Genomic DNA, 26,911 nt, shown 5'->3' on the forward strand with positions numbered 1-26,911 from the left:
AATAAAACCGATTGGTAGATTTGAAAAATATCTGCCATCATTCCGTAGCACGATGGCAGATCAATGAGGACCGCATACTTTTACAACGGCTATATGAGATGTGAACAAAGATTTATTTATGCAATGGCAGTTTTTTCTTGATCGGATCGGGAAGACCTGTCTTTTCGTAATGCTCGATGGCGTTCTTCATGCGATTCATGCACTCTTCGATGATACATCTGGGGGCGGCCACGTTAATTCGTTCATAGCCTGCGCCTTCTTCGCCAAAGATATATCCTTCATCAAAAGCCAGCCCGGCCTCCTTTTGCATTAACGTTTTCAGCTGTTTGGCATCCGAGCAATAGCCGCGAAGGTCGATCCAAACCAGATAAGTAGCTTGGCAATCGATCACTTGGGCTTTTGGAAGATGCTCAGCCACAAAAGCTTCGATATACTGAATATTGCTGTCAATGTATGCTTTGACCTGGGTGAGCCAATCGTCACCCTGGGTATAGGCGGCGAGAATGGCTGTCAGCCCAAAGGGGTTGCAGAATCCAAGAGAAAAACGGTTGGAAACGAAATGATTCCACTTTTCCTGGTATTCTTTATTGGGAATGATAATATTGCTGAACTGTATTCCGGCCAGATTGAACGTTTTGCTGGGGGCCGTGCAGGCAATAATACGGTGGCTGTATTCCGGCGCCAGTTTTAGAAGAGGCGTGTGGACAATATTGCTTCTGGTGAGGTCGGAATGAATTTCGTCGGAAATAATCCACTTGTCATATTTCTTAGCGATTTCCACAACCTTGCAAAGCTCATCCTCGGTCCAAACGCGGCCCACAGGATTATGGGGGCTGCATAGGATCATACCTTTGTTCTTTTCCTCAGCAAATTTTTCATCAAGATCAGCGAAATCCATTACATACGTGTTTCCGCTGCGGAGCAGGGGGCTGTTGACAACTTTGCGGCTGTTTGCCTCAATGGTGTCGGTGAATGGATAATAGACAGGCCGCTGAATAATGATGCCGTCTGCCTCTTCAGTCAGACAATTGATAAGAAAAGCGATGGCAGGAACCACACCAGGGCTGTAAAAAAGATCGCTTTTATCGATGATCCAGCCGAAATGCCGCTGATACCAACCGGTAACAGCATCTTTTAATTCGTCGTTTTCGTAAAGGGTATAGCCAAAGATTTTGCGGTCAATTCGTTGATGAAGGGCATCGAGAATCGGCTGCGCACAGGGCAGATCCATATCCGCTACCCACAGGGACAACGCGTCCTGCGGTACGCCCGAAGGCATTGCGTCGCATTTCACTGAATGAGTGCCCGTACGGTCTATCGGCTTATCAAAATCGTATTTCATGATTGAAACCTCCTTATTTTCATCGTTGTGCTGCATTTTACACGTATGCCACAGGATAAGAATAATTGGTTTTGCTTTTTTCGTCAATAGACTCGCTGCATTGCCAGTTGAATATCTTTGTAAATGTTGCCAAAGTAACCCTAGGAAACGGATTCTGATTGCGATATAATAGATTCAATTAAACGTAGCATATGCCAAGGAATGATTGGTTTTACATGTAGAGGAGGTGCTTTTGTTTTTGGAAAAAAAGACGAAATATAAAAAGTCAATCGTATGCTTTATCGATATTTTAGGTTTTAAGGAATTTGTTCACGATGAAAACAACATTTCCGCTTTTGCAACCATATTAGGGAGCGTGAACCAGCTAAATCAGTTCGATTTGCCGAGTATGCATTTGAAGGATATGCGATTTACGTCTTTTTCGGATAGCATTGTAGTATCTGTTCCTTGTAAAAAAGCAGCCTTTGGAAAAATCATCAGGACCATGGCGGTAATCAGTCATATCTTATTGGAGGATAAAATTTTGTTTCGTGGGGCGCTTACTTGCGGATCCTTGTTTCATGAAAATAATATTGTCTTTGGCCCAGCACTAGTAGAAGCTTATTTATTAGAAGAAAGCGCGGTATACCCGAGGATTGTTACGAAAGAAGAGACTTTGAACGCTTGTCTAAAGACTTGCGGTGTCTGTGACCAGGAACTATATCCCAAACGATTTCATCAAGATGAGGACGGCTTACTGTCGTATGATTACTTATATGACTATTTTAAGTTTTTTTACCATCAGGATGCGGAACATTTCGAGGCGCTGATCAATAGTCTGAAACATATCAAAGGGTTTCTCCGACAGGAGGAAATCAAAGAATATCCATCTAATATCATGATGAAATATCGATGGATGAAAAGCTATTATAACCGCACTTTGGACAAATTGGGTGAGCATGAAGCGTTTGATACGGCTTCCTATAAGCTTGTATAATCGATTGACCGATCCATACAAATATTCCTAATCTGATTATAACTTCCTCTGGCATCAGGTATGTGTTTATGGAAAGAATCAGGATCAAAAAACATCTGCTGTGCAGATGTTTTTTGATGATGTTAATCGTCGTTTCTCTTTCAGAAGGCATTTACATGATCATTTCCATTAAGCACAGCGCTGCCGAGGGGTATCGATCATCAGCCGGAGATGCCTATAAACAAGTGCATTAGTCTTTTTTTACAACCGGAATCCAGACTTCGCTGCGAGTGTCCGCCTTTGTTCCATCTTCATCATAGTAGACCTCGATATCCGGCGCGCTGCCGTATTCGTATCCGGAACTTGGAAGCCATTCAGTGGCAATGCGCTTTTGCATTTCCTGAATTGCACCTGGCATGGGGCCTATGCATTCAAAGATTGCCCAAGCAGCCGCAGGCACGATGAATTCTTCCGTCCCTTCTGAGACAGCCTGATCGGTCGGCGCGGCAATATAATAATCGAAATCAAAGTTGCTGTCATTGGAAAACGGATCAGGACAAACGCTAAGACCAAGCATTCCAAAGGGCTCCTTGTTGATCTTGGGCCCCAGTGCCCCGATCTTCCCGCTCATCGCGAGCTCCTTCCAGAACGAAGGAATCTCCCGATAGCAAGCATCGTCCTTTAAAGTGGTGGAAAGTTTAAAACCAACAATCCGAAACGCTTCTTTTTCTTCAATTTTGTAATTCATAACAGTTGCTCCCTTAATAGATACTTGAAAAGTGATCGGCGGGTAGGCTTTCAGCGAGGCGCCCTGCTTGCGGGCAGCGGCCGGCGTAATGCCGTGCAGCTTTTGAAAAGCCCGTGTAAAAGACGTCGGCGAATCATAACTGTACTTGAAGGCGATATCGATGACCTTATCCTCTGTGTTCTGCAGATCGTAAGCAGCTTTCGTCAGCCGTCTGCGGCGGATATATTCGGACAGCGGTACCTCTGCCATGTATGAAAACATCCGCTGGAAGTGATAAGAGGAGCAGCACGCTTTCTGCGCCAAGAGCCCGTAATTTATCTTCCCATTCAGATTGTTTTCAATATATTCAAGTGCTTCGTTCATTCGTTTCAGCCAGTCCATGTGATCTCCTTTTCTGTAAAAACAGCTTATCATGAATCTACCCAGGGTTCCTCTCAATTGATGCCCGATTTTGAGAGGTGAGACTCTTATTTTAACAGATTTTTTACAAACATACTTACCATTACATAAAAATTTTGTTGGCAGTAACGTTTGATGGTATACTAAATATATTGGAAAATACGATCCGGGGGGAATTTTAATGAAAGAGATTTTGATCATTGACGACGATGTAAATATTGGAAATATGCTCGAAGAAGTTTTGCGAGGGGAAGGGTACGGAATATCCAGGGCGTATTCCGGTACGGAAGCGCTGCTCGTACTTGAGTCCCAAAAGCCGGACCTAATCCTTCTCGACCTGATGCTTCCGGGAATCAGCGGCGATGAAGTGCTGACGAAGATCAAGGGTATTCCTGTGATTGTGGTCAGCGCCAAAGTGGATGTGGACGACAAGGTCAAGCTGCTGCTTGGGGGAGCCGCGGATTATGTAACCAAACCCTTTGACACAAAAGAACTTTTGGCGAGAATTGCCGTTCAGTTTAGATGGAATGAATCACCAGCGGCTGCGGAGATTTTGACTTTTGACGATATCAGGATGAACACGCAAAGCCATACCGTGCATGTGAGCGAGCGCCCGGTCAAGCTGACTAAGACCGAATATGCGATCTTAAAGCTTTTGATGAGCAATCCGTCCCAGGTAATCACCAAGTCCTCCATGCTGGACCGGATCAGTGAAGACACCATGGATTGCATGGAAAGCTCTTTAAAGGTACATATGAGCAATTTAAGAAAAAAGCTGCGGGACGCCGGGAAAAAAGATTATATCGAAGCAGTTTGGGGAATCGGCTTTAAAATGAAAGAAGATTAAATCTTTACGATTTCTTAACTTTTTTCTTAACCGCTTTCTTAACCTTTCCGGTTTAAAATGTCCGTATTAAAGAAAAGGAGGTTTGTGTTTATGGATTATATTTTGACCGCCAACGCATTGAGCAAACATTACGGACATTTTAAGGCGCTGGATGGGTGCACAATGCACGTTCCTAAGGGGGCGATTTACGGTTTTGTCGGAAAAAACGGCGCAGGTAAGACAACGCTGATTCGATTAATCTGCGGGCTTCAGGAACCGACAGCAGGAACATATCAGCTGTATGGGATTGGAAATGATGACGAAGACATTAAGAAATCCAGAAGAAGGATGGGGGCTGTCGTGGAAATGCCGTCAATTTATTTGGATATGACGGCGGAAGACAACCTGAAGGAGCAATATCAGATTTTAGGTCTGCCGTCTTTTGCGGGTATTCCGGAACTGCTGGAGCTGGTTGGTTTGGATAGAACTGGAAAAAAGAAGGCCAAAAACTTTTCCCTTGGTATGCGTCAAAGACTGGGGATTGCCATCGCTCTGGCCGGTGATCCGGATTTCTTAGTTCTGGATGAGCCGGCTAATGGGCTGGATCCGCAGGGAATTATAGAAATGCGGGAATTGATCATTGAGCTGAACCGCAAGCGGCAGATAACCGTGCTCATATCCAGCCATATACTGGATGAGTTGTCCCGTCTGGCGACGCATTACGGTTTTATTGACAACGGACGTATGGTGAAGGAAATCAGCGCCGGGGAATTGGAATCCGCCTGCAGGAAATGTACCCGTTTAGAAGTTACGGATGTAAAAGCGCTGGCGCGGATACTGGACCGCATGAATATCAAATATCAGATCCTTTCCGATCAGCAAGCGGATGTATTTGATAAGATTCATATTACGGATCTGACCTTGGCTTTGGCTGAAGAGCATTGTGAAGTGCGTTCGATCGATCAGCGGGAGGCAAGCTTGGAGAGCTATTACATGAATTTGATGGGAGGCGGGGAGCATGAATAAATTGATGGCGGCCAATTTGGCGCGTTTGAAAAAGGATAAAGTTTTTTGGCTGGGAATAGCGTTCTTGTTTGTGTTCTGCGTAATCATTCTGATTAAAAATTATCAAGATTCAGCCGGTTCAGTGGCAGTTGATAATTTTTTCTTTGGATATACCATGTTTGTTAGTATTGTTTCAGCAATTTTTTGCAGCCTGTATCTGGGGACGGAGTACAGCGACGGAACTATACGCAACAAACTGATAGTTGGTCATCCAAGAGGAAGCATTTATCTGTCCAATTTAATCGTATGCATCGTGGCTAATCTGCTTATGATGCTGGCATGGCTGATCCCGGCCGTAGCATTGGGATTTCCGCTGTTTGGCTCGTTGACCATAGATATTAAGACATTTTTGCTGATGTTTACCGGAAGTTTGATCATGATTGCCGCACTGGCAGCTGTTTTTACCCTGATATCCATGTTGGTTCAAAACAAGGCATTTGCTGCTGTAGCGGCAGTGGTTGGAATCTTTGTGCTTATCTTTGCAGCGACCTATATCGCCAATGCGCTTGATGAGCCTGCGAGCTATCCAGGGTATGAAATGGGTGCTGACTCCAGTGTGGTGAGCAGCGAAGAAGTCCCCAATCCAAACTATTTATCGGGAACAAAACGGACGGTTTATGAGACGATCCTGGATATTATACCAACCGGACAAGCCTTGCAGTATATGAGTTTAACTGCTATTCACCTATGGCGGATGCCGCTTTACTCACTGGCTATTTTGATAATAACGACAAGTGCTGGGATTTTTGTTTTTCGGAAAAAGGATATTAAATAGAGGAGCTGATTATGGAACTTTGGTTATGGGCCCTGATCGGGCTGCTTGCATTGATCATCCTATGTCTGGTCATTAAAATCTATTTGCTGCGCAAATCGGCAAAGGAAATTAGAGAAGCGTTCGCAGACAGGCTCATGACGGAAACCAACACGCTCATCGATCTATCCAGCAGGGATAAGGCTTTGCGCCAGCTGGCGGACAGTATGAATGACCAGCTTCGCCAGCTGCGAAAAGACAGGCTTCGTTTTCAGCAGGGCGACTTGGAGCTGAAGGAAGCGATTACAAATATTTCCCACGATCTGAGAACACCCCTTACAGCCATCTGCGGCTATCTGGAGCTTTTGAAACGGGAAGAAACAACGGATGCGGCCGCCCGCTATCTAGATGTCATTGAAAACCGAACGCAGGTTTTGAAGCAATTGACAGAGGAACTTTTTCGCTATTCCATCGCAGCCTCTGCTTTTGATGATATGGCCTGCGAAGAAATCGCGTTGAACGATGTGCTGGAAGAGAGCGTAAGTGTTTATTATGCTGCATTGAAGGGCTGCCAAATCTGTCCACAGATTTCGATGCCAAAGCAGAAGGTGAGACGGACTCTTAATAAAAATGCCTTGTCTCGCATTTTTGGAAATATCGTTAGCAATGCTATTAAATACAGCGACGGAGATCTGCAAATTGTTTTGCAGGAGACTGGGGAACTGGTATTTTCCAATCATGCGTCAGCTCTGGACGAAATTCAAGTAGGGAAGATGTTTGATCGGTTTTATACAGTAGAAACCGCCAATAAATCTACCGGCTTGGGGCTTGCGATCGCCAAAATGCTTACAGAACAAATGAACGGGAGTATTCGTGCCGCGTATCAAGATAATATATTGAATATTTTTATCTTTTTTCCAAAATAGAAAAAAGGTAACATAGAGTTTTGCATTCTGCTTAAACTGGGTGCATCGAACGATTTAGGGCACCAGGGGTGAATAACGGAGTGATTACTGGTTTGTAATACACATAGCAGCTGCCAATTTAGTGAAGATAATAGAAAGACTGATAAGAAGCGGCTTTTAAATTAGCCACAGCTTATCAGTCTGTTTACGTCAACTATTAAAAGTGCCAGATACGCGCACCATATTTCTGGTGCTATGAGAGAAGGGAGTTAGTCGCTCCCCTACTCGATTAAATTACTTAAATGGTTGATAATAGACTATTTGTCAAATTCAGGATTAAAGGCATAAAAGTTCTTGCAGTCCAAATTATCCTGAACCACTCTCAGCGACTCTCCAAATCGCTGGAAATGAACGACCTCACGCTCTCTCAGGTAGCGGATCGGATCGATAACGTCAGGATCGTCTACCATTCTTAAAATATTGTCATAAGTCGTTCTGGCTTTCTGTTCAGCAGCCATATCCTCTACCAAGTCCGTAATCGCATCGCCTTTGGATGCAAACGAGAGGGCGTCAAATGGGAAACCGGCTGCAGCCTGCGGATATACTCCGGCTGTATGATCTACGAAATACGTTTCAAATCCGGCTTCTTTGATCTGCTCAATTGTCATGTTTCTGGTCAGCTGATGAATGATTGTGCTGACCATCTCAAGGTGTGCCAGTTCTTCGGTACCTACATCCGTTAACGTTGCAATGGCTTCGTTAAATGGCATGGAGTAACGCTGAGACAGATATCTTTGCGAAGCAGCAAGCTCGCCATCCGGTCCGCCAACCTGACTAATAATAAATTTTGCCAGCGCGGGATTCGGATTCTTAATGTTGATTGGATATTCCAATTTCTTTTCATACGTCCACATAAACTAATCCTCCACTTCCCATGGCCATGGCTTCTGGATCCAGGACCATCCGTCTTTTTCCGCATTGATACCGTTATAAGTCAGAGGTCCGTAGGCCTCCTCATATTCCTTCTTTGCCTGTGCATGCAGTGCCTGATACTTATTGAAGAGGGCCAGGGCTGCCGGACTGTCAGGCTGATTGTTCAAATAAAGGCCGACGTCAATCATGACGAAATTCAGCTGCTGGACCTTTTTCAGCATTTCAGTTCTTCTGCTCATCGTCTTTTACCTCCTAAAAAAGGCAGGTCAAGACTTGGAAAAATAGTTCCTGCCTGCAGTGCTTTAGCAGGTTCGTAGGTTTCCTCCCACGGCTGCATCGGAACATAGGCCATGGCTACCGGCCAGTTTTCGAAATCGCGTCCGGTCATGCACGGCGGTTCCTGCGGGCTGCCGCCAAGGATATCGTCCATGATATCATCGCAGTCGCAGTCATCTAAATATATCGGCATACCTACATAAGGTTCTTTGTTACCACACAAAATAAGATTCCCCTTTCTTTTTAGTATAGTTCATACTATGAAAGAGGAATCTGTTTTGTTAATCAATCATAAAAATCGCGCTATGGACGATGAGGGCTGATTGAAGTAATCAGCTTTAGAACCGATGGATCCGGCTTGGGCGGAAGCAGGGCCGGTTTTGCCAGATAATAGCCTTGCAGATAATCAACGCCAAGGCGGATTACTGTGTCAGCCTCTTCTGGGCTTTCAATTCCTTCTGCAATGATTTTCATGTTCCGTTCGTGGCCATACGAAACGATGTGATGAACGATCTCCTGTTTATTAGTATCCTGGTCAATCGAGCGAATAATATTCATATCGACCTTGATATAATCAGGGGAAAGATCGAGCAATGCTTTTTCACTATTATAGCCGCTGCCATAATCGTCCAGAGCAAGGCCGCAGCCCCATTTCTGAATAAACTTAGATTTTTCAGTTTGCAGCTTTTTACTGAGATGTTCTTCCTCTGTTATCTCAAAAACAACCAAAGGCAAATAGTCGGCATATAAAGTTTCTACTTGTTTGATATCAGCAGGAGAGAGTCCCTGGTTAGGCAGCGAGTTAAAGAACAGCTTGCAGTTTGAACCGATGCTCCCTGAACGCATATGACCGGCAAAAGCTTCAAAGGACTTATAAACGGTCAGACTTTCAATCTGAGAGAGCTTTCCCTCCTCTTTGGCAACAGACAGTATTTCATTTGGACTGCGCAGAGTGGGCATATTGGCCCGCATCAGAGCTTCATAAGCAAAGATTTCTCCAGTAGTAGTGGAGACGATGGGTTGGAAATGATATTCGATCAGCCCTTTGGTCAGGATTTCATTTAATTCAGTTTTGCTCTGCATCATATAAGCTGCCTCGTTGTAATCACCGATATCAAAATCGCTGAAATGTCCCTTTGACGCGCGTTTGGTCTTGTACATGGCAAAGTCCGCATAGCGAATCAACTCTTCATAAGAGGTGCTATCTTTCGGATACCAGGCGATACCGCCAGTAACACGAATTTTTGTTATCTGCCCATCCGGCAGCATGAACTGCGAACTGTCAATGGTCTTTTTCATAGTATCAAAGGCCTGATAGATTTCTTTTTTATGACTGTACCCGTAAAAAAACAAGTAAAATTCGTCTCCTGATATGCGGGAAATAATCGTTCCCGAAGGCACTGCAGAGACAAAACACTCGGCAGCACTCTTTATGTACTTATCTCCGCAATCGTGTCCATACGTATCGTTGGTATATTTTAAGTTATCCAAATCCATCATCACCATAGCCGCTGTTTTGAGAAGGTGAGAATCCCTGGTAAAGAGACGGTTCATTTCTCTGTGGAACGCGCGCCGGTTGATCAAACCCGTCAAAAGATCATGATCGCGTTCATGCTCAATCAGCCTGCGCTCCAGGATGGAGTGGGTGATATCCTCTGCCAGGCCGATGTGATGGTTACCGGCATTTATATATTTCAGCTGAATATACGAGGTACCGGAATTGGTAGGAATCTCATAGAGAAATACCTGGTTTCCGGAATCTTTATTAATATAAGGCTCACACTGTTTCATGCAATTCTGGAATTCCAGAATAGAGAGACCCTCCGTATCAATATTAGGCATATTAAACAAATCGAAGAAATGACTTGTGATATAGATTGTGTTGCTGGTAACATTGATATCAAACCCAGCAAGGCGAACGCTGGCCATCGTAAGGATTTGCGTAAACTTATTACTTGAATCGATCATATCGCGGCTCAGCTGCTCGATAGAAGTGCTGAGCTGATCGATTTCGCGAATGTTGGTTCTCATGAGCGAAATTGGTTTTTGAGGATCAATAACGTCCATCTCGTGGGAAAGGGAAGTAATCGGCCGTGCGATCAAATAACTGATCAAAATACTGCCGCCGATTCCCAACAGTAGGGTAATGATAATCGCTACGGTGAGAATGAATTTTACGTTATGGGATGCAGAGAACAAATCCGATGTTTTAACAGATCCGATTAAAACCCATTGGTCATTGGAAAAAGCCGTATTAGTATTATAAAGGTTAAGAGGATTTATGGCACAATAAAACGTCCCGCCCTGTTTCCCGGTATCGAGGAAATAGGAGAGATTGCTGTCATCGGCTTTACGGATATCGGGATCGCTGATATCCTGAGTAGCTTGAGAATAAACAGGTCCGTTGACAAAAAGATCTGTAAATTGAAACGATGTCCCTTTTCGAAGCGCTAGGAGATAGGCGCCCTGTTTATCAGCCGTGAGCTCATCGTAAGGCAGCTGCTTTTGAAGATAATCCAGTGTGATATCAGCCCCTAAAACACCGTAGACAGTGCCGTCGGAAAGACGTAAGGGTACTGAATAACTAATAACGCTATGCCCGTCCATGTCCGAGCTGGGAACAAAAGGAAGGCTCCAGTACCCGAGATCAGATACAGAGATATCGCTGTCGCTTACCAGAGCGTTTTGATAAGGTTTATAAAAAAAGGCAGCATGATGATAGCTGGTTTCGGTAAAGTCAAATTGCGGTTTCCAATCGCTGTCTGTGGGGATCGCCAGTTTATTAACTAAAGAGATCGGAGCGCACTTGAGCAGCAGATCACCATTATTGATGGAAGTCGCGGATACTGGATCCAAGTCACGAAAATATAGTCCGGGTTTTTTGCCAGATGATGCTTTAGACAAATCCTCCGTATTAAGAATAATGAAAGCTCCAGTCACATGATTAGTACGCATCATCGAAATCAGATCGTCCGCCACCGCATCCAGAAGAGGAGCTGACTGTTCTGAACTGTCGTCGATTTTTGAAAGGTCAATTGTCCCTTTCTTGTCCAAAGCCTGTGCTTTCGCGTTAACGCTTTCTACTGTGAGCCCGACATTAGACCAGCTTTCCACCATTTCGTTCTGTAGATAGGTAGCCCTGCTGGCAACTTTTTGCTGAAGGATATCTTTGGCATTTTGATCCAGACTGGAAGTCAATCCTCCTGCAAAGATGCTGCCTACCAGCAGTAGAATCTCCAATATGACAAGAACCCCCATTGGAATAATAAGCCGTTTTACCAAGGGAGACTCTGTATTTCTGATTTTGCTGAACGTCTTTGTGACCACAAAGCAGCCTCCTCTATTGCATCAATTGTTCCAGTTCGTTCAAAGTCTTCGTATACCAATTTTTAAAATTTTCATCGTTATCAAAATCAGCGGCGGCCTCATCCAGGCTCATACCCTTTTTTAGATTAGCTTCCACAGTCTTACGATCGGCAGAGGCTTTATCAGAAAGGGAATACTCCAGTATATCCCGCGCCTGAGTCCCATCTTTAAAGGCTTTCGTCGTGTACAGCGTGCTATTTTCCACAGTTTCGATGGCTGTGGAAACGATGGCTACTGTTTTTTTGTCCGTTTCATCAGATAAATTGAGCGCGTCCCGATCATTTCCATCCTTAGTTACAGGCAAGTAGCCGGATGCCAGGGAAAACTCAACATTGTTTTCCGTGTTTGTAAACCATTTTAAAAATTCTACGGATGCATAGATTTCTTCATCGGAAGCGTTGGTTACAACCATACCCGCTCCTTGCTGCACGGCATATTTCTCTCCGCCTTTAAATTGGGGTGCCTGATAAACCTCCATGTCGATCGGATAACTGTTGTTATCATCAGCGATAACTTCCTTGGGGAAGAAAGAAGCACCGGAAGAGGAGCCTACGAAGGAGATAATATTGCCAGTTTTAATGTCATCGCTCCGGAATCGGCCGGATGCAGAAAAATATCCCTTTACATAAGGAACATAGTAATTATCCCATAGTTTTTTCATGACATCCTTATCAAAATTGAGAACCGGCTTGCCGTCTTTAAGAGAAAAAACTTCAACTCCCAGCTGTTTTGCACCGATAATAAAATAGTTGGCCATCGCATCGCGGCCGAAAAAGGCTTTTCCATCACCAGCCTTTGGAGTCTGGCTGTCGGTCCATTCATAATAGGCCTTAGCCGTTGCTGTTAAGCCCTCCAGCGTTTTCAGATCGGAGATATCCGCTCCGGTTGCCTTGGCAAATTTATCCCAATCTGTTTTGTTGATCATAAAGATTTCCGTAGACTTGGCAATAGGGAAAATTTTCAATGAATGATCGTCTGAAAAACGGCCTTCTTCAATATAGCTATCTATGTATTGATCCAATTCTTTTTTAGAAAAATAAGGGGAGAGATCCGCTACAAGCCCCTTGCGGTCGACAGCATAGGCCGTATCCGAATAGGCGGCAAAGATATTTGGAACATCGCCGGCACCCACTTTTCCATCTGCCGCCGCAAGAACGTTGTCTTCCAAATCCTTTACGGCTCCCTGACTGGATGCTTCCACAACAATTCCTTTTTCTTTGCCCTGCGTCTGGTTGAATTTTTCAATCAGGCTGTTGAATGAGCTCTGTTGATCTCCGTTATAGTAGTGCCAAACCGTAATCGTCGTAGGGTTATTTGGATCAAGGTTGGCTGTTTTTGTTCCTTCGGCAGTGCAGGAAGCGAGCAGTAATGCGAATGCTAACGTTAAAATAAGAGCGATGATTGATTTCTTCATTGGAAAACCCTCCCTGTTTTTCTGTTTATCTTCTAAAGATATCACATTTTAAAGAGCAGGACAACCGCAGAAATGGTTCCCAAGTCTACGAATAATGTGATAGAATTAGGACAAACCAACGACTAGGGGGCTGAAATGTATAAAATATTGATTGTTGAAGATGATAAAACGATCGCTAGAGTACTGAAAGAGCATTTGGAAAAATGGGGATACGCAGTAGAAACGATAGAAGATTTCCAGAACGTTTTAGAAACCTTTATTACTTTTGATCCGCAGATCGTACTGATGGATATCGGGCTGCCGTTTTTTAACGGCCATCATTGGTGCTCAGAAATACGGGCCATATCCAAGGTGCCGATTATCTTCATATCCTCTGCGGATGATAATATGAATATTGTTATGGCCTTGAATATGGGGGGCGATGATTTTATCACCAAGCCGTTCGATCTCAACGTGATCACTGCCAAAGTACAGGCACTGCTGCGAAGGACTTATTCTTTCAAAGAACAGACCAATTTGATCGAACATAAAGGGGCGGTCCTCAACCTGAGCGATGCCACGCTGGCATACCAGGATCAGAAGATCGAACTGACGAAAAACGAATATCGAATTCTGCAAACCCTGATGGCAAACGTAGGAAAGATTGTATCAAGGGACGATATCATAACCGCTTTATGGGAAGACGACAGCTTTGTAGATGACAATACACTTACTGTCAATATGACCCGTCTGCGGAGAAAGCTGTCTGAAGCAGGACTGAGCGACTTTATTAAAACAAAGAAAGGCATCGGATACGTGGTGGAGTCATGAAACTGATTGGGGACTATCTCAAATTTCATAAAAAATCTGTGATCTTGTTTGCCAGCTGTCTGCTGATCTTTATGCTGGTTTTTTTTCTCAGCAATGTCCCTTTGGATATCATTTTATATGCGGGACTCCTCTGCCTTTTGACTGCTTTCTTTATCGTTTCCTATGATTTCGCCCGTTTTCAAAGGCACCACAGAGAGCTTCGGCGGCTGATCGAACCCATTGACTCCCAGATCGACTATCTGCCTGAACCGAGAAACATGATCGATGAAGATTACACGGAAATCATCCGCGAGCTTCATCGGCAGAAACGGGAGTCGGAATCCCGGTCCTATCTGGGGCGTAAGGAGTTGGTGGACTATTTCACCTTGTGGGCCCATCAGATCAAAACTCCCATCGCGGCCATGGGCATGATTTTGCAGAATAAAAACGAGGACAGGCATCCCGAAGACCGGGAGCTTTCGGCAGAGCTGTTCAACATCGAAGAATATGTAAATACGGCCATGTCCTATATCCGCCTTCCCGACATGTCTTCCGACCTGGTTTTCGAACAAGTATCGCTGGATGATCTGATTCGCAGGACCCTAAAAAAATATGCCAGGATGTTTATCAGCAAGAAAATCAGCGTTGACTTTACGGAAACCGGTTATACGGCGATCACTGATGAAAAGTGGCTGTCTGTCGTGCTGGGCCAGATTTTCGTCAATTCTCTCAAATATACCCAGGAGAGAGGAACGGTGTCCATCTATATGGAAGGCGACTGTCTGATGATCGGCGACACTGGGCCGGGCATCCCTGCCGAAGATCTTCCACGGGTCTTTGAAAAAGGCTTCACAGGCCACAACGGGCGGGTTTTCGGAAAATCGACGGGCCAAGGGCTGTATCTGTGCAAGTCGATCATGGACAAATTGTCCCACGGCATTGCCGTCCGCTCCCAGCAGGGGCAGGGCACAACGATGATTCTCGATCTTCATCGGCAAACCTTTCAATAATGTAAGATTAAAAGGGCAAATGTAAGTCAAAACTATGGCAGAAGATTTGCCTTTTTTTTATGATACTTACAGAAGCATTTGAAAAGAGGGAAAGGAGAAGACAGAACATGTCATTACTGGATGTAAAAAACATTGAAAAGATCTATACGACCCGATTTGGAGGGCAGAAGGTGCGGGCGCTGAAAGATGTCAGCTTTACCGTGGACCGCGGCGAATATATCTCGATCATGGGGGAATCCGGATCCGGAAAGACGACCCTGCTCAATATTCTGGCTGCGCTGGATAAACCGACAAAAGGAGAAGTACTCCTTGAAGGAAAGAGCATTGTATCCATTAAAGAAAAAGATATTGCTGAATTCAGACGAAATAATTTGGGGTTTGTGTTCCAGGATTTTAACCTGCTGGACACCTTTTCCGCAGAGGACAATATCTATCTGCCGCTGGTGCTTGCAAGGACCGATCACAAAGAAATGGAAAAACGACTGGAGCCTATTGCCCGGAAATTGGGAATCAGCGATATTCTAAAGAAGTATCCTTATGAAATATCCGGAGGACAAAAACAGAGGGTTGCCATCGCAAGAGCACTGATTACAGGGCCAAAGCTGATCCTTGCTGACGAACCCACCGGCGCGCTGGATTCCAAGGCATCGGACCAGCTGCTTAACCTGTTTTCCCAGCTTAACAAGGAGGGCCAGACGATCCTGATGGTTACCCACAGCGTTCAGGCAGCCAGCAAAGCGGGAAGAGTCCTGTTTATCAAGGACGGACAGGTTTTCCATCAGATTTACAGAGGCGATATGTCGGGCGACCAGATGTATCAGAAGATATCGACGGCGCTGACCGCTCTTTCCACGGGAGGTGGCAGCCGTGAATAAGTCGTTCTATGGAAGTCTGGCCCTGAGCAATATTAAGAAAAATGCCAAAAACTATGTGCCTTATATGCTGACCTGTATCATCAGCATCATGATCTTTTATATCATGGCGGCCATCGTTCAGAACCCGGATGTGACCAAGCTGCTGGGAGGAACGACCCTTAAAGGGCTGCTGGGCTTTGGCTGCGGCATCGTGGGCATTTTTTCCGCCATTTTCCTCTTCTATACCAATAGTTTTCTCATTAAGCAGAGGAAGAAGGAGCTGGCGCTATACAATATTTTGGGAATGGCCAAACGCCACGTGGGAAAAGTTTTCTTCCTGGAAACGCTGATTACATCGCTCGTATCGATGGCGGCAGGCCTTCTTGGCGGCGTTATTCTTGGAAAGCTGGCTTTTCTGCTGGTTCTCAAAGTCATGCAGGTAACCCTTCCCATGAAATATACTTTTTCCCTTTCCGCTGCGCTGATGACCATTCTCGTATTCGGTATCATCTTCTTTGTCGTTCTGCTGTGCAATCTGGGGCGGATTCGCCTTTCCAATCCGATCGAGCTTTTGGCAGGGGGCAGGCAAGGCGAAAAGGAGCCTAAGACCAAGTGGATTCTGGTTCTGCTGGGGGCGGCTGCTATGGGTACGGGCTATTACCTGGCCCTTTCCATCGTTTCACCGCTGCAGGCGCTGATGAACTTTTTCGTCGCTGTCATACTGGTGATCGCAGGCACTTACCTGCTCTTCACGGCAGGCAGCATCGCCTTATTGAAAATGCTGAAAAAGAATAGGAAATTTTATTACAAAACAGAGCATTTTACGGCGGTTTCCGGTATGCTCTATCGGATGAAGCGCAATGCGGCGGGGCTGGCCAGCATTTGCATTCTCAGTACCATGGTGCTGGTGACCATCGCCACCACCGTGTCCATGCAGGTGGGCGTGGAAAACGTAATCGACAAGAACATGCCCAATGATATTCAGATCAGAAGTTACGAAAAGATGAACAAGAAGCAGCAGCAGGAGCTGCAGTTCCAAGTGATGGATAAGATGAAGGAATACAACATCGATGTGGATCAGATGATCGAGTACGACTACTTATCGGCTGCCGGCGTTAAAGAGCCGGGTAATTTGACACCTTCGCCCCAGGTGGCGCTGGATAAAAAGATCGTTGAGATGTATGTAATACCAATTGAAGGGACCTCTCTGGAAACAAAATATGGGCCTCTGGCTGAAGATGAAATTATCGTCGGGGGCGACGAACCGATCACCGAATCCACCATCAAGCTCAACGGAGTAACCTTTAACGTCAAAGATGGTGAATCCAGCTTTGTAACTGCGCCGGAGCTGGGAACGATGGCAGAGCTCTATTATGTACTGGTGGCAAGCGAAAAGGTGAAAAAACAAGTTTTCAAGAGCAGCAATGATCAATCCCTGATGAACGAAGGCTACTATATCGGCTTGGATGTATCCGATTCTTCCAAAGATCAGGCGGCAGCGGCGGCTAAAAGCTTATCGAAAGAAACGCCCGGCGGCATCCGAGTGGAAGAAAAAACGATGGCCGCTGCCGATTTTCACGGAATATACGGCGGACTGCTCTTTGTGGGCATCTTCCTGGGCTTCCTCTTCCTGGTGGCCACGGTGCTGATTATTTATTACAAACAGATCACCGAGGGTTATGAGGACAGCGAGCGATACCATATTATGCAGAAGGTGGGCATGAGTCAGGCGGAAGTGAGAAAATCCATTCGCAGCCAGATTCTGCTGGTATTCTTCCTGCCGCTGATCGTGGCCGTAGTCCACGTGGCCGGTTCGTTCAACATGATGAGCAAGCTGCTGCGGGCATTGCAGCTGACGGATATCTGGCTTTTCGTGATCTGCACGGCCGTGACCATCCTGGTGTTCATCGTGATCTATGTAATCGTGTACAGCCTCACTGCGAGGGAGTACTATAAACTGGTAAAATAAAACTGAATAAATGGAAGCTTCTGACTTTTTGTAGTATACTTATATTATCAAAGTGAACGTGTGTTACAGATAAAGGAAGGAGCTTCATATGAAAAAGAAAATTTTTGTGATTACAATGATGGCTGCTTTGGCTTTGGCAGCTGCGGGATGCGGAAGTTCTCAGGACAATGGGAAAACGTCCACCTCTTCCCAAGAGCCGCCGCCGCAGGTAGTCGCCCAAAAAGAATTAACGCAGGAAGCGGCCCACGCACTGGATATGGCGGGGCTCAATGGATCAAATTCAACGGGAATTTTGCACTACCAGGGGCCAGTGGCCGCTGGTCAGCAGATAAAATCCGTCACCTTTAAACTTATGGAATACAGCGCTAAAACGCAAAAGTGGGACTGCATCAGGGAATTTCCTTTTGAAGCAGGCGAGAGCGGTGACATTTTCGTTTCCTTCTCATCGGACGGCAAAAGGATCCAGATAAAGGTTACGACCAGCGGCGACAATTCAACAGAGCAAAGAACTTCCGGGATTAAGGCAATTCCGGAAATGGCAGAGGCTGTTACGGAAACGTCGGAACAGTTAGAGTCGGTTCCTCTGGAGCTGAATAAGGATATCGCCCTGCATATGACCGTGCAGGCAAAGGCGGACGATGATCTAAAGTCGCCCGATCTCAAGGCCTATCCCGATACGGACGCATATAAAGATTATTCCTACATCCGGGCTGTTGCAGCCAATTTCAGCACCGAGCCGATAGAGCAGTAGGTCAAGAATCAGGTGACCATCAGGAAAAAAATGTACTTGCATCTCCAGGCAAAATCGATTAAACTAATCTTTAAGTAAGGGAGTAGTCAGCGCCGCGGGCGTGACCAAGTCAACATACTGGAAGGAATTCCTGGCTTCGTATTAAATGACGAGACTTATCTGTATTTTGATATGCAGATAGTCTCGTTTTTCAGTTGGAGCGCAGAAGCCTTCCTGTATCACCAACATAGGAGACAAGTTTATGAGTTTATGGGAATTATTTGTGATTGCAGTTGGTTTGTCCATGGATGCCTTTGCGGTATCCATTTGTAAAGGACTTTCCGTAGGCAGGATTAAGATGAAGCACGTGATCATTGTTGGCTTATATTTCGGGGGCTTTCAGGCTCTGATGCCTGCTGTCGGATATTTTTTAGGAAGGCAGTTTCAATCCTTAATCACCAGCATCGATCATTGGATCGCATTTGTGCTGCTGGTTTTGATCGGACTCAATATGATTCGGGAGTCCCGGGGGAAGGAAGAGGAAAAGTTAAACGCTTCTTTCAACTTTCTTACCATGCTGCCTCTGGCGGTTGCTACCAGCATCGATGCCCTGGCTGTCGGCGTCACCTTTGCTTTTTTGAAAGTCGAAATCGCGGCAGCAGTATCTTTTATCGGCATCACTACCTTTATACTTTCCGCTATAGGCCTGAAAATCGGCAACGTGTTCGGCACAAAATACAAAGCTAAGGCGGAGTTCTTCGGCGGTGCGGTGCTGATTCTAATGGGAATCAAAATCTTGCTGGATCATTTGGGAATCATCGGATAAAATGTGCACTATTTGACTTCTGGTTCTGATATGGCCCAGGCAGCTTGAAGGGAGCATGGGAAACTGCCGGTTACAGAAAACGGGAATTCTTCGTTTTTTGTATCAAAATTACAGCCTGGCAGGGGCTACTGTCAGGAATTTTCCAATGAGAAAGCCATTTTAGGGAAATTGTCACAGGCTTTGAGAAAATTAGCCCTTATAAGTGTTGAAAACAGATACAAAAAAATATTTGCCGGTTTTTTTCCAAGATTTCAGAAAGTAATGTGAAGTGACCTACTGGAGCCCCCCGCTGGGAAGGCAGAACGCTCCTTACAACATTTGGCGAATTTTGCACGAAAAAAGGCTGATCGCATTCATCACTCACTTGATGCGACAGCCCCAGGTAATATCACCAGTTATTTCAATTTCTTTACTTTTTCCGCGATTTGCCGCAGCTCTTCTTGAGAAAGCTCCGGAAGATGTTCCAGCTTATCGAGAAATACGGTTACGGTTTCTTTTTCACGCCGGGTGACTACTTCCATGTAATAGCTGACAATAACGCCCGGGATAAGGGCAATGACCAGGATCGCGTGTAAGGACAAATAAACGGTCAGCAGCCTGCCAAAAAAGGTAACAGCTACGATGTCCCCGAACCCAATGGTGGCAATGGATACATAGCAATACCATAGACTGTCTCGATAAGTATGGATCGCGGGTTCTGCGATTTGAATCAAAAGCGCAACTACGAATAAGTTGATGATAAAGGTAAAGAGAATTTTTTCCGCATGAGTCCGCTTGAGGATCATCCATAACATTCTCAGCTTTTTCATAAGTATGTGCTCCTTTGGCGTTTACAAAATTTTGATTCCATCGGACAGTTCCCGTTCAAACTCGATTCGATGGTGCGGTGTATTAATTCCAGGCTGCCCGCCAGTATGTATAAAGATAATTGTTTCGCCTTGTTGGATTTTCCGATCGCGGACCATCTGGCAGATGGCATTGAAGGCTTTTCCCGTATAACATGGATCGAGGATGATCGCCTCTTTTCTGGCCATCTGGTAGATCGCTTCCCGGACTTGAGGCACGGAATTGTTATACCCTTTATAGAAATAGTCTTCGTCAATATGAAAATCGGATTTTTCCGCATCAAACTCCAGGCCGTAGCCCTCTTTCACTCGATCAAAATAGTCCTTGGCAAAAGCGCGGACGCTTTCTTCGTAAGGCATGATTAAAACACCGGTGAGGGAAAGGGGGGATTGGATATCCCGCAGGCCGCAGAACAGTCCCATATAGGTACCCATACTGCCCACCGCCGTGATGACCCGGCTGTCAGAGATTCCCATTTCAGCAGCCTGGACGGTCAGTTCTTGAGCACAGTCATAATAGCCCAAAATTCCCAGTTCATTGGAACCGCCCATGGGAATATAATAGACTTTTTCACCTTGCGCCTCATAACGTTCTTTGACAGCCATGGCAGTTTCGTGGGATTGAACCATTTCAGAGCGCTGATGATCGTCCTCTTTGAGAATCACTTCTGCTCCCATAATCCGATCCAACAAAATATTGGAAGACACCTCTCCCGGATATTCATCGATGGCGACAATAGCACACTTGAGCCCATATTTGGCAGCGACGGCCGCGGTCAGCCTGCCATGATTGGACTGGGTCCCGCCGACGGTCAGCAGCATGGTAGCTCCCTGCTGCTGAGCATCGAATAAAAAGTATTCGAGCTTTCTCAGCTTATTGCCGCCCATTCCATAGCCTGTCAGATCATCCCGCTTGAGGTATAAGTTGATCCCCAAATCGCGGGAAACACCCGGCAGGTACTCTAGTGGGGTGGGTAAGTTCAAAAACGGTACTTTCTTACATCCAAGTGACATTGCAATAACACCTCTTTTTAATTTTTCAGACTTTGCAGCGGTGCGGGGATTCGGCCGCCGCGGTCGATCATTTTAGCCGGAGATTTTGTGTTCAGTTTCATAACCGGGCCGTTGCCGAGAAGCCCGCCGAAATCCAGCTCCTCTCCTTCCCCAAGGCCCACGGCCGGAATGACCCGTACAGCGGTGGTTTTGGAATTGACCATGCCGATGGCTGCTTCGTCGGCAATAATGGCGGAGATCACCTCTGATGGAGTATCACCCGGGATGATAATCATATCCAGACCTACCGAGCATACGGCAGTCATGGCTTCCAGCTTTTCAATGGAAAGCGTTTTGTTCCTGGCAGCGCTGATCATACCCGCATCTTCGCTGACCGGAATGAAAGCGCCTGACAAACCTCCCACATTGGAAGAGGCCATGACGCCGCCTTTTTTGACCGCATCATTGAGCATGGCAAGAGCAGCCGTTGTTCCGTGGGCGCCGCACTGTTCCAGGCCGATTTCTTCCAGGATGTGTGCCACGGAATCGCCGATGGCCGGTGTAGGGGCTAGCGATAAATCAATAATCCCGAAAGGAACCCCCAGCCGCTGGGAAGCTTCGGTGCCGACCAGCTGCCCTACACGGGTTATTTTAAAAGCAGTCTTCTTAATTTTGTCGGCTATCTGCGTTAGATCGGCATCCTCCGGCATTTTGGAAAGGGCAGAGCGGACAACGCCAGGGCCGGAAACGCCTACGTTGATCACACAGTCCGGTTCGCCTGGGCCGTGGAAGGCTCCTGCCATAAAGGGATTATCTTCCGGAGCATTACAAAATACAACAAGCTTGGCAGCACCGATGCACTGATGATCTTTCGTCAGTTCGGCAGCTTCTCGCACAACGCCGCCCATCAGCTTTACCGCATCCATATTGATTCCGGTTTTGGTGGAACCCACATTGACCGATGAGCAGACGTAATCCGTTTCTGCCAGCGCTCTTGGAATGGATTCAATCAGGTCTTTATCCCCTGGAGAAAATCCTTTCTGGACGAGGGCGGAATAGCCGCCGATAAAGTTGACGCCTACATCTTTGGCCGCCCGATCCAGAGTTTTCGCGTATTTTACAGGATCACCGCCGGAAGCGCCGCAGAGCATGGCGATGGGTGTGACGGAGATCCGTTTGTTTACGATGGGAATCCCGTATTTCTTCTCAATATCCTCGCCGGTTTTGACTAGGTCCTTGGCGCAGCGGTAAATCTTGTCATAAACCTTCTGGCAGGAACGGTCGATATCGCCGTCGCAGCAGTCCAAAAGGGAAATCCCCATAGTAATGGTTCGTATGTCTAAATTTTCTTCCTGTATCATGGTGATGGTTTCCATGATGTCATTCATATTGATCAAAGTTTCATTCCTCCAGTAGCTTTAGATTCTGTGCATGGAATTAAAAATGTCCTCGTGCATCACATGGATCTGCATGCTGGGAACATTTTCTTCCAGTTTTGCCTTCAGCTTTTCCAAATCGCAGTTCATCTTTTGAATATCAATCAGCATGATCATGGCAAAGTAGTCCTGCAGGATGGATTGGGTTACTTCTACTACATTGGCGTTAACATCGGCGCAGGTACCGCTGACCTTGGCCAGGATGCCCACCATATCTTTTCCGATTACTGTGATTACTGCTTTCATAATTCCTCCTAAATTCAGTTTATTCGCTCATCGCTCCAAATATTTCTTGCGGGTGAAGAAGTTATAAAAGGAAACGATGATGCCGGAAACAACTTTTGACAGCATATAATAGAGACCGGCCTTGTCCACCAAAAGCCACATCAGCAGCTGGGTCATCAAAAGACCGATGGCGCTGAGTATGAGAAAGACGGTAAAGGCTGCCGGGTTCAAGCTTTTATCCCTGGTATCGTAGACCCATTTGACGCTGATGCTGTAATTGATACCGGCAGCAGCGCAAAAAGAAAGCCCCGATGCGACCAGGTAGTGAACGCCGAAAACTTCTTTCAAGAAAACCATCAGACCGAAATCAATGGTAAAGCAGGTCACTCCCGTTGCTGTAAAACGCAAAAATTGTTTGATAAGCTCTTTCATAACTTCCCTATTCTACCACAATATGATGGCCGTCTGCAACAGCAATGGCAATCGAACCATCCTCTAAATCGTGAGTCTGATAATGAAAGCCCCAGCCGGGATATTTCTCTGCCAAATATGTCTTGTTGCAGCCCTTATGGCCGATCATATTGGAAAACCATTTCTGATTGCTGAAAAAGGTTACTTCTCTGGGGGCAAGAGGCTGACAGCAGGGCGAAAAGGGCTCTGAAAACGAAGAAAGGGCAGCCGTTTTTTCCAGCAGCTTCTCCATCTTTTCCCGGGCAATGGCCCCCTCCACCAGCTGGCGGAAGGCAGGGTGGAAGGTATGACCGCCCACCTGACCGTCGTCCCGGATCAAATCGGAGCTTTTCAGACCTACCCGAATAATCCGGATTCCCGCACCGGTGAGGATTTGATACATATCTTTGGTAATGTCCACAGCTTGATCCGTAGTCAGAGGCGTGTAAGCGCCGCTTGCGTACATGTTCATCAACTGGGTGCCTTCGATGACCACGGTGGGATAGAGCCGGGCGATGGAAGGGCCGATGGCCGCGGTCTCCTTTGCCGAAAAGAGGCAGGATTCCCTGGAATCACCCGGAAGGCCGATCATCAGCTGGATGCCCAGCTCAAAGCCGTACTCCTTGATCAAACGGCTGGCCTGGTAGACAGCGATGCTGTCATGTCCCCGCCCGGAAGCTGTTAGAACCTTATCGTCAAAGGACTGGACGCCCAGCTCGATCACATCGGTTCCATAAGCCTTCAGATTGTCCAAAATCCCTTCGTCGATGTAGTCGGGCCTGGTGGAAAGGTGAATCTTGTCCACCAGCCCCCGATTTTTGTAATGGCTGGCAATGGCAAGGTATCGGGATTGCTTTTCCATGGCAATACCGGTAAAACTGCCGCCGAAGAAGGCGATTTCCACCGTTTCAATGCCCGGCCGTCCGGTTAGCGTGGAGAGCCAGGTTTCGATTGTGTTTATGATTTCCCCTTCGCTCATGTCCGGCTGCCTGGCAGTGATCGCCTTTTGATTGCAGAAAACACAATCATTGGGGCAGCCCTGATGAGGAATGAAAATCGGTATAATTGCATGCTTTTTCATAATAATTATATTTTAACATAAATGGAGAGTATGATATAATGAATCCAGCGTATTTTTTGAAAAGTGAGAACTTATTCGAGGAACCGGAGGTGCACCGAGAAGGCATGGAAAAGGCACCGACTATCGGGATTGTTGAAAAAACACTTGTTTTCTGACAGTTTCCTCATTGGACAGCTCTGATCGAGGCAATTTGAGCCATAGACTATCAAAATCAAAAGCTTAACAGTGAGTTTTTGATAGTTTTCCGACTCCCAGGATCGATACAGTTCGTATCTTAAAAAATCTGCGCAGGGTAAGGGGGATGATCTACCCATGAAAAGACAAGTATGGATTGGACCTAGAATTTGGAAGTCTCTAAAAGCCTTTCAAGTGAAGAACCGTAAATACATAACGGAAAATCGTGAGGATATTGCCGAAAAGAATCGCACCATCTTGAAGCGTATCAGCCTGCTCTACTCAATGGTTTTGATCGGCTATGCGATTATGGCATTTTTCGTATTCAAATCGCCGGAATTGGATTATGTGTATTTGTTCTATATTTCGCTACAAATCTGTTTTGACCTTGTACTCATTTATCAGGATCGGAGTAAAAAACTGAAATACCGGACAGTAAGTTGCCTTTGTGTGATTTTTTGCCTGTTAGTTATGGCTTTTATAATAACGGTCAGCATCTACCCATTCCCTGAAAAGCCCGCGATCTATTTTCCAACAGCTCTGGTGGCACTATCGGTTTTATTTGTTTTTACCTTTGCAAAGCTGGCGATGATGCAGATTGGATTTGCCGCTGTTTTTTTGGTGATTGATCATGGGCTGAAAACTGCTGACGCATACAGTTATGATGCCTTTGCTACGGCTGCAGCGCTTATCATCGGTCTGATTTGTGCATATATCGTTACAGACTTGAGATTGAAAGAATATAAAGTAAAGGTGCAGCTTCAGCGTCTCAGTTCGATTGATAGTTTGACGGGTTTGTATAATAAGAGGATGACACAGCAGCTATGCAGTCAATATCTGAAACAGAAGGAGGGCCAGCCCCAGGGCGTTTTGTTTATCCTTGATCTGGATGATTTCAAGGGGATCAATGACCAGCAGGGACATATGAAAGGGGATTTGGTTCTGACGAAAATTGGCAAATGTCTGCGGGAGTGTTTTCGCGAAGAAGATATTCTGGGGCGGATCGGAGGCGATGAATTTCTGGCCTTCATGGTAGGAACCAGCGATAGAAAGGTTGCAGAAATAAGGGCAGAGCTGGTGATCGATGCGGTTTCAAAGGTGAAATTTGACGCCTCGTCTCTGCAGGTGACTTGTAGCATCGGTATCGCTGTTTGTGGCGGGGAAGCAATGGATTTCAACCAGCTGTTTGCCAGGGCTGATAAAGCGATGTATTATGCAAAGCTGCGGGGGAAGGACGAATTTGTAGTTTGGCAGGATGAAGCGGAACAAATGTGTTAAGTGTGAATGAGAGGAAGGAAACATGAAAAGAAAAAAGACGAAAATCATTGTAATAGGGCTGGCCCTGCTGGTGATTCTGGCAGGAGCTGGAATTTTTGCCTATTATCAGACCCAGTATTTTCTAGTACTCAATGGAGATAAAAATGTAGAATTGAATCTTTGCCAGACCTTTGAGGACCCAGGGGCAGCTGCCAAGAAAGGCGGCAAGGATGTGAGCAGTCAAATTCAGATAAAGAGCGACTTGAACCTGGAAAAACCGGGGGACTATACCATCACTTACACCCTGGGAAACCTGGATATAGAACGGCACATTACCGTAAAAAACAAGATGGATCCAGTCTTAAGGCTAAAAGGAAAAGACCCCTTGAACGTTAAGCTGGGGGAAGAGTTTCAGGAACCGGGCTATACGGCTGAAGATCAGAACGGAACCAATCTGAAGAAACGGGTAAAGGTGGACATGCCCGATCTTAAAAAAGCGGGTAAAACGGAAATCACTTATACTGTTTCTGACGACAGCGGAAAAAGCACCACCGTTACAAGGCAGATCAATGTTCAGCCCAATACGGACTATCAGACTCCGGGACTACCCATCTGCATGTATCATTATGTTTATGACCGAAACGATCCGCCCGATGACCTCAACCATCGCTTTGGAAACTATATTGAAGCCCATGACTTGGAAGAAGAGCTGAACTGGCTCAAATCCGAAGATTATTACTTTCCCACCTGGCAGGAGGTGCGCGACTATGTGGACGGCAAACTTTTGCTGCCGGATAAGAGCATTGTTCTTTGTTTTGACGACGGCGCCAAAAGCTTTCTCAAAGTAGGTATCCCGGTACTGGAAAAATGCCAGGTTCCGGCTACCTGTTTTATGATCACATCGGGAGACGGCGCGAAAAAGGTAAAGAAGTATCAGAGCCAGTATGTCACCTATCAATCCCATTCGGACAACATGCATCGGCCGGGAGGCAATATCGGCCACGGCGGTATCTTTACCGCGCTGCCTAGGGAAGAGGCTTTGGAAGATTTGAAAGCGTCCATAGAAAAATGCGGAAACAGCGATGCCTTTGCCTATCCATATGGGGACTATACCCAGGAGTGCCGAAACATCCTGGAAGAAGCAGGTTTTCTGTGTGCAGTGACCACAGAAAGCGGCAAGGCCAGGCCGGGAATGGATCCTCTGCTCCTGCCCCGGGTAAGAATGTCCATGGGACAAAGCCTTCAGAGATTCCAGAACATGGTAATGCCGCCGGGTACCAGCGCCGAGTGAG

At 46.0% G+C, this 26,911-nt stretch carries 27 protein-coding genes; 14 read left to right on the top strand and 13 right to left on the bottom strand.

Annotated features, from left to right (window positions below; all coding sequences use genetic code 11):
- Positions 1-112 precede the first annotated feature (112 nt).
- Complete coding sequence (locus LG211_RS03755) at positions 113-1,342, bottom strand: MalY/PatB family protein (RefSeq protein ID WP_269477019.1); 1,230 nt, start codon at positions 1,340-1,342, stop codon at positions 113-115.
- Between the two features lie 238 nt (positions 1,343-1,580).
- Here LG211_RS03755 and LG211_RS03760 point away from each other — a divergent pair, with 238 nt between their 5' ends.
- Both LG211_RS03760 and LG211_RS03765 read left to right on the top strand, forming a co-directional pair.
- Positions 1,581-2,318, top strand: coding sequence for a hypothetical protein (locus LG211_RS03760; protein ID WP_227754921.1), 738 nt, complete (start codon positions 1,581-1,583; stop codon positions 2,316-2,318).
- Between the two features lie 68 nt (positions 2,319-2,386).
- Positions 2,387-2,551, top strand: coding sequence for a hypothetical protein (locus LG211_RS03765; RefSeq protein WP_227754922.1), 165 nt, complete (start codon positions 2,387-2,389; stop codon positions 2,549-2,551).
- On the opposite strand, the gene LG211_RS03770 is transcribed toward LG211_RS03765, so the two are convergent.
- A complete protein-coding gene (locus LG211_RS03770; RefSeq protein WP_269477020.1) occupies positions 2,548-3,426 on the bottom strand; it encodes an AraC family transcriptional regulator in 879 nt (292 codons plus the stop codon). The genes LG211_RS03765 and LG211_RS03770 overlap by 4 nt on opposite strands.
- 199 nt (positions 3,427-3,625) lie before the next feature.
- Between LG211_RS03770 and LG211_RS03775 the strand changes: the two genes are divergently transcribed.
- The 4 genes from LG211_RS03775 to LG211_RS03790 all read left to right on the top strand — a co-directional run bounded on the left by LG211_RS03775 (position 3,626) and on the right by LG211_RS03790 (position 7,012).
- A complete protein-coding gene (locus tag LG211_RS03775) occupies positions 3,626-4,291 on the top strand; it encodes a response regulator transcription factor (RefSeq protein ID WP_253019404.1) in 666 nt (221 codons plus the stop codon).
- Between the two features lie 90 nt (positions 4,292-4,381).
- Positions 4,382-5,296, top strand: a complete 915-nt coding sequence (locus LG211_RS03780) for an ABC transporter ATP-binding protein (protein ID WP_148396597.1) — start codon at positions 4,382-4,384, stop codon at positions 5,294-5,296.
- Positions 5,289-6,110, top strand: a complete 822-nt coding sequence (locus tag LG211_RS03785; RefSeq protein ID WP_148396596.1) for an ABC transporter permease — start codon at positions 5,289-5,291, stop codon at positions 6,108-6,110. The genes LG211_RS03780 and LG211_RS03785 overlap by 8 nt, the downstream gene beginning before the upstream one ends.
- An 11-nt stretch (positions 6,111-6,121) precedes the next feature.
- Positions 6,122-7,012, top strand: a complete 891-nt coding sequence (locus LG211_RS03790) for a sensor histidine kinase (RefSeq protein WP_269477021.1) — start codon at positions 6,122-6,124, stop codon at positions 7,010-7,012.
- A 296-nt stretch (positions 7,013-7,308) separates the two neighbouring features.
- On the opposite strand, the gene LG211_RS03795 is transcribed toward LG211_RS03790, so the two are convergent.
- The 5 genes from LG211_RS03795 to LG211_RS03815 all read right to left on the bottom strand — a co-directional run bounded on the left by LG211_RS03795 (position 7,309) and on the right by LG211_RS03815 (position 12,980).
- Positions 7,309-7,905, bottom strand: coding sequence for a manganese catalase family protein (locus LG211_RS03795; protein ID WP_148396594.1), 597 nt, complete (start codon positions 7,903-7,905; stop codon positions 7,309-7,311).
- A 3-nt stretch (positions 7,906-7,908) separates the two neighbouring features.
- A complete protein-coding gene (locus LG211_RS03800) occupies positions 7,909-8,163 on the bottom strand; it encodes a spore coat protein CotJB (RefSeq protein WP_148396593.1) in 255 nt (84 codons plus the stop codon).
- Entirely contained in the window at positions 8,160-8,423 is a 264-nt protein-coding gene (locus tag LG211_RS03805; RefSeq protein ID WP_227754978.1) for a spore coat associated protein CotJA, read from the bottom strand. Before LG211_RS03805 ends, LG211_RS03800 begins: the two co-directional genes overlap by 4 nt.
- Before the next feature lie 80 nt (positions 8,424-8,503).
- On the bottom strand, positions 8,504-11,527 hold the full coding sequence (locus LG211_RS20020) for an EAL domain-containing protein (RefSeq protein WP_148396592.1): 3,024 nt from the start codon (positions 11,525-11,527) through the stop codon (positions 8,504-8,506).
- A 13-nt stretch (positions 11,528-11,540) separates the two neighbouring features.
- On the bottom strand, positions 11,541-12,980 hold the full coding sequence (locus tag LG211_RS03815; RefSeq protein ID WP_148396591.1) for an extracellular solute-binding protein: 1,440 nt from the start codon (positions 12,978-12,980) through the stop codon (positions 11,541-11,543).
- A 135-nt stretch (positions 12,981-13,115) separates the two neighbouring features.
- Here LG211_RS03815 and LG211_RS03820 point away from each other — a divergent pair, with 135 nt between their 5' ends.
- From LG211_RS03820 to LG211_RS03845, 6 genes are all read left to right on the top strand, one after another.
- A complete protein-coding gene (locus LG211_RS03820) occupies positions 13,116-13,790 on the top strand; it encodes a response regulator transcription factor (protein WP_148396590.1) in 675 nt (224 codons plus the stop codon).
- Entirely contained in the window at positions 13,787-14,779 is a 993-nt protein-coding gene (locus tag LG211_RS03825) for a sensor histidine kinase (RefSeq protein ID WP_148396589.1), read from the top strand. The genes LG211_RS03820 and LG211_RS03825 overlap by 4 nt, the downstream gene beginning before the upstream one ends.
- Before the next feature lie 107 nt (positions 14,780-14,886).
- Positions 14,887-15,654: an ABC transporter ATP-binding protein gene (locus LG211_RS03830; RefSeq protein WP_148396588.1), complete on the top strand. Its 768-nt coding sequence runs from the start codon at positions 14,887-14,889 to the stop codon at positions 15,652-15,654.
- Positions 15,647-17,602, top strand: a complete 1,956-nt coding sequence (locus tag LG211_RS03835; protein WP_269477022.1) for an ABC transporter permease — start codon at positions 15,647-15,649, stop codon at positions 17,600-17,602. The genes LG211_RS03830 and LG211_RS03835 overlap by 8 nt, the downstream gene beginning before the upstream one ends.
- Before the next feature lie 88 nt (positions 17,603-17,690).
- Positions 17,691-18,353 carry a hypothetical protein gene (locus tag LG211_RS03840; protein WP_148396586.1) on the top strand — a complete coding sequence of 221 codons (663 nt, stop codon included), beginning with the start codon at positions 17,691-17,693 and terminating at the stop codon, positions 18,351-18,353.
- A 241-nt stretch (positions 18,354-18,594) separates the two neighbouring features.
- Positions 18,595-19,158: a manganese efflux pump MntP gene (locus LG211_RS03845; protein WP_148396585.1), complete on the top strand. Its 564-nt coding sequence runs from the start codon at positions 18,595-18,597 to the stop codon at positions 19,156-19,158.
- Between the two features lie 395 nt (positions 19,159-19,553).
- Here the strand turns inward: LG211_RS03845 and LG211_RS03850 are convergent, their stop codons facing one another.
- Genes LG211_RS03850 through LG211_RS03875 form a run of 6 tightly spaced genes read right to left on the bottom strand, consistent with a single transcriptional unit; the run spans position 19,554 to position 24,188 of the window.
- Entirely contained in the window at positions 19,554-19,967 is a 414-nt protein-coding gene (locus LG211_RS03850) for a potassium channel family protein (protein ID WP_148396584.1), read from the bottom strand.
- A 21-nt stretch (positions 19,968-19,988) separates the two neighbouring features.
- Positions 19,989-21,017: a 1-aminocyclopropane-1-carboxylate deaminase/D-cysteine desulfhydrase gene (locus LG211_RS03855; RefSeq protein ID WP_148396583.1), complete on the bottom strand. Its 1,029-nt coding sequence runs from the start codon at positions 21,015-21,017 to the stop codon at positions 19,989-19,991.
- A 17-nt stretch (positions 21,018-21,034) separates the two neighbouring features.
- Positions 21,035-22,384, bottom strand: a complete 1,350-nt coding sequence (locus LG211_RS03860; RefSeq protein ID WP_465250777.1) for a DUF711 family protein — start codon at positions 22,382-22,384, stop codon at positions 21,035-21,037.
- A 30-nt stretch (positions 22,385-22,414) separates the two neighbouring features.
- A complete protein-coding gene (locus LG211_RS03865) occupies positions 22,415-22,678 on the bottom strand; it encodes an ACT domain-containing protein (RefSeq protein WP_148396581.1) in 264 nt (87 codons plus the stop codon).
- Between the two features lie 27 nt (positions 22,679-22,705).
- Positions 22,706-23,089: a GtrA family protein gene (locus tag LG211_RS03870; protein ID WP_148396580.1), complete on the bottom strand. Its 384-nt coding sequence runs from the start codon at positions 23,087-23,089 to the stop codon at positions 22,706-22,708.
- A 7-nt stretch (positions 23,090-23,096) separates the two neighbouring features.
- Positions 23,097-24,188, bottom strand: coding sequence for an elongator complex protein 3 (locus LG211_RS03875; protein WP_148396579.1), 1,092 nt, complete (start codon positions 24,186-24,188; stop codon positions 23,097-23,099).
- A gap of 312 nt (positions 24,189-24,500) precedes the next feature.
- Here LG211_RS03875 and LG211_RS03880 point away from each other — a divergent pair, with 312 nt between their 5' ends.
- Positions 24,501-25,640 carry a GGDEF domain-containing protein gene (locus tag LG211_RS03880; protein WP_148396578.1) on the top strand — a complete coding sequence of 380 codons (1,140 nt, stop codon included), beginning with the start codon at positions 24,501-24,503 and terminating at the stop codon, positions 25,638-25,640.
- Positions 25,641-25,662: 22 nt separating this feature from the next.
- On the top strand, positions 25,663-26,910 hold the full coding sequence (locus LG211_RS03885; protein ID WP_148396577.1) for an immunoglobulin-like domain-containing protein: 1,248 nt from the start codon (positions 25,663-25,665) through the stop codon (positions 26,908-26,910).
- Position 26,911: the final 1 nt, after the last annotated feature.

This window comes from Hominibacterium faecale (assembly GCF_020734085.1).
GTDB classification, from domain to species: domain Bacteria; phylum Bacillota; class Clostridia; order Peptostreptococcales; family Anaerovoracaceae; genus Hominibacterium; species Hominibacterium faecale.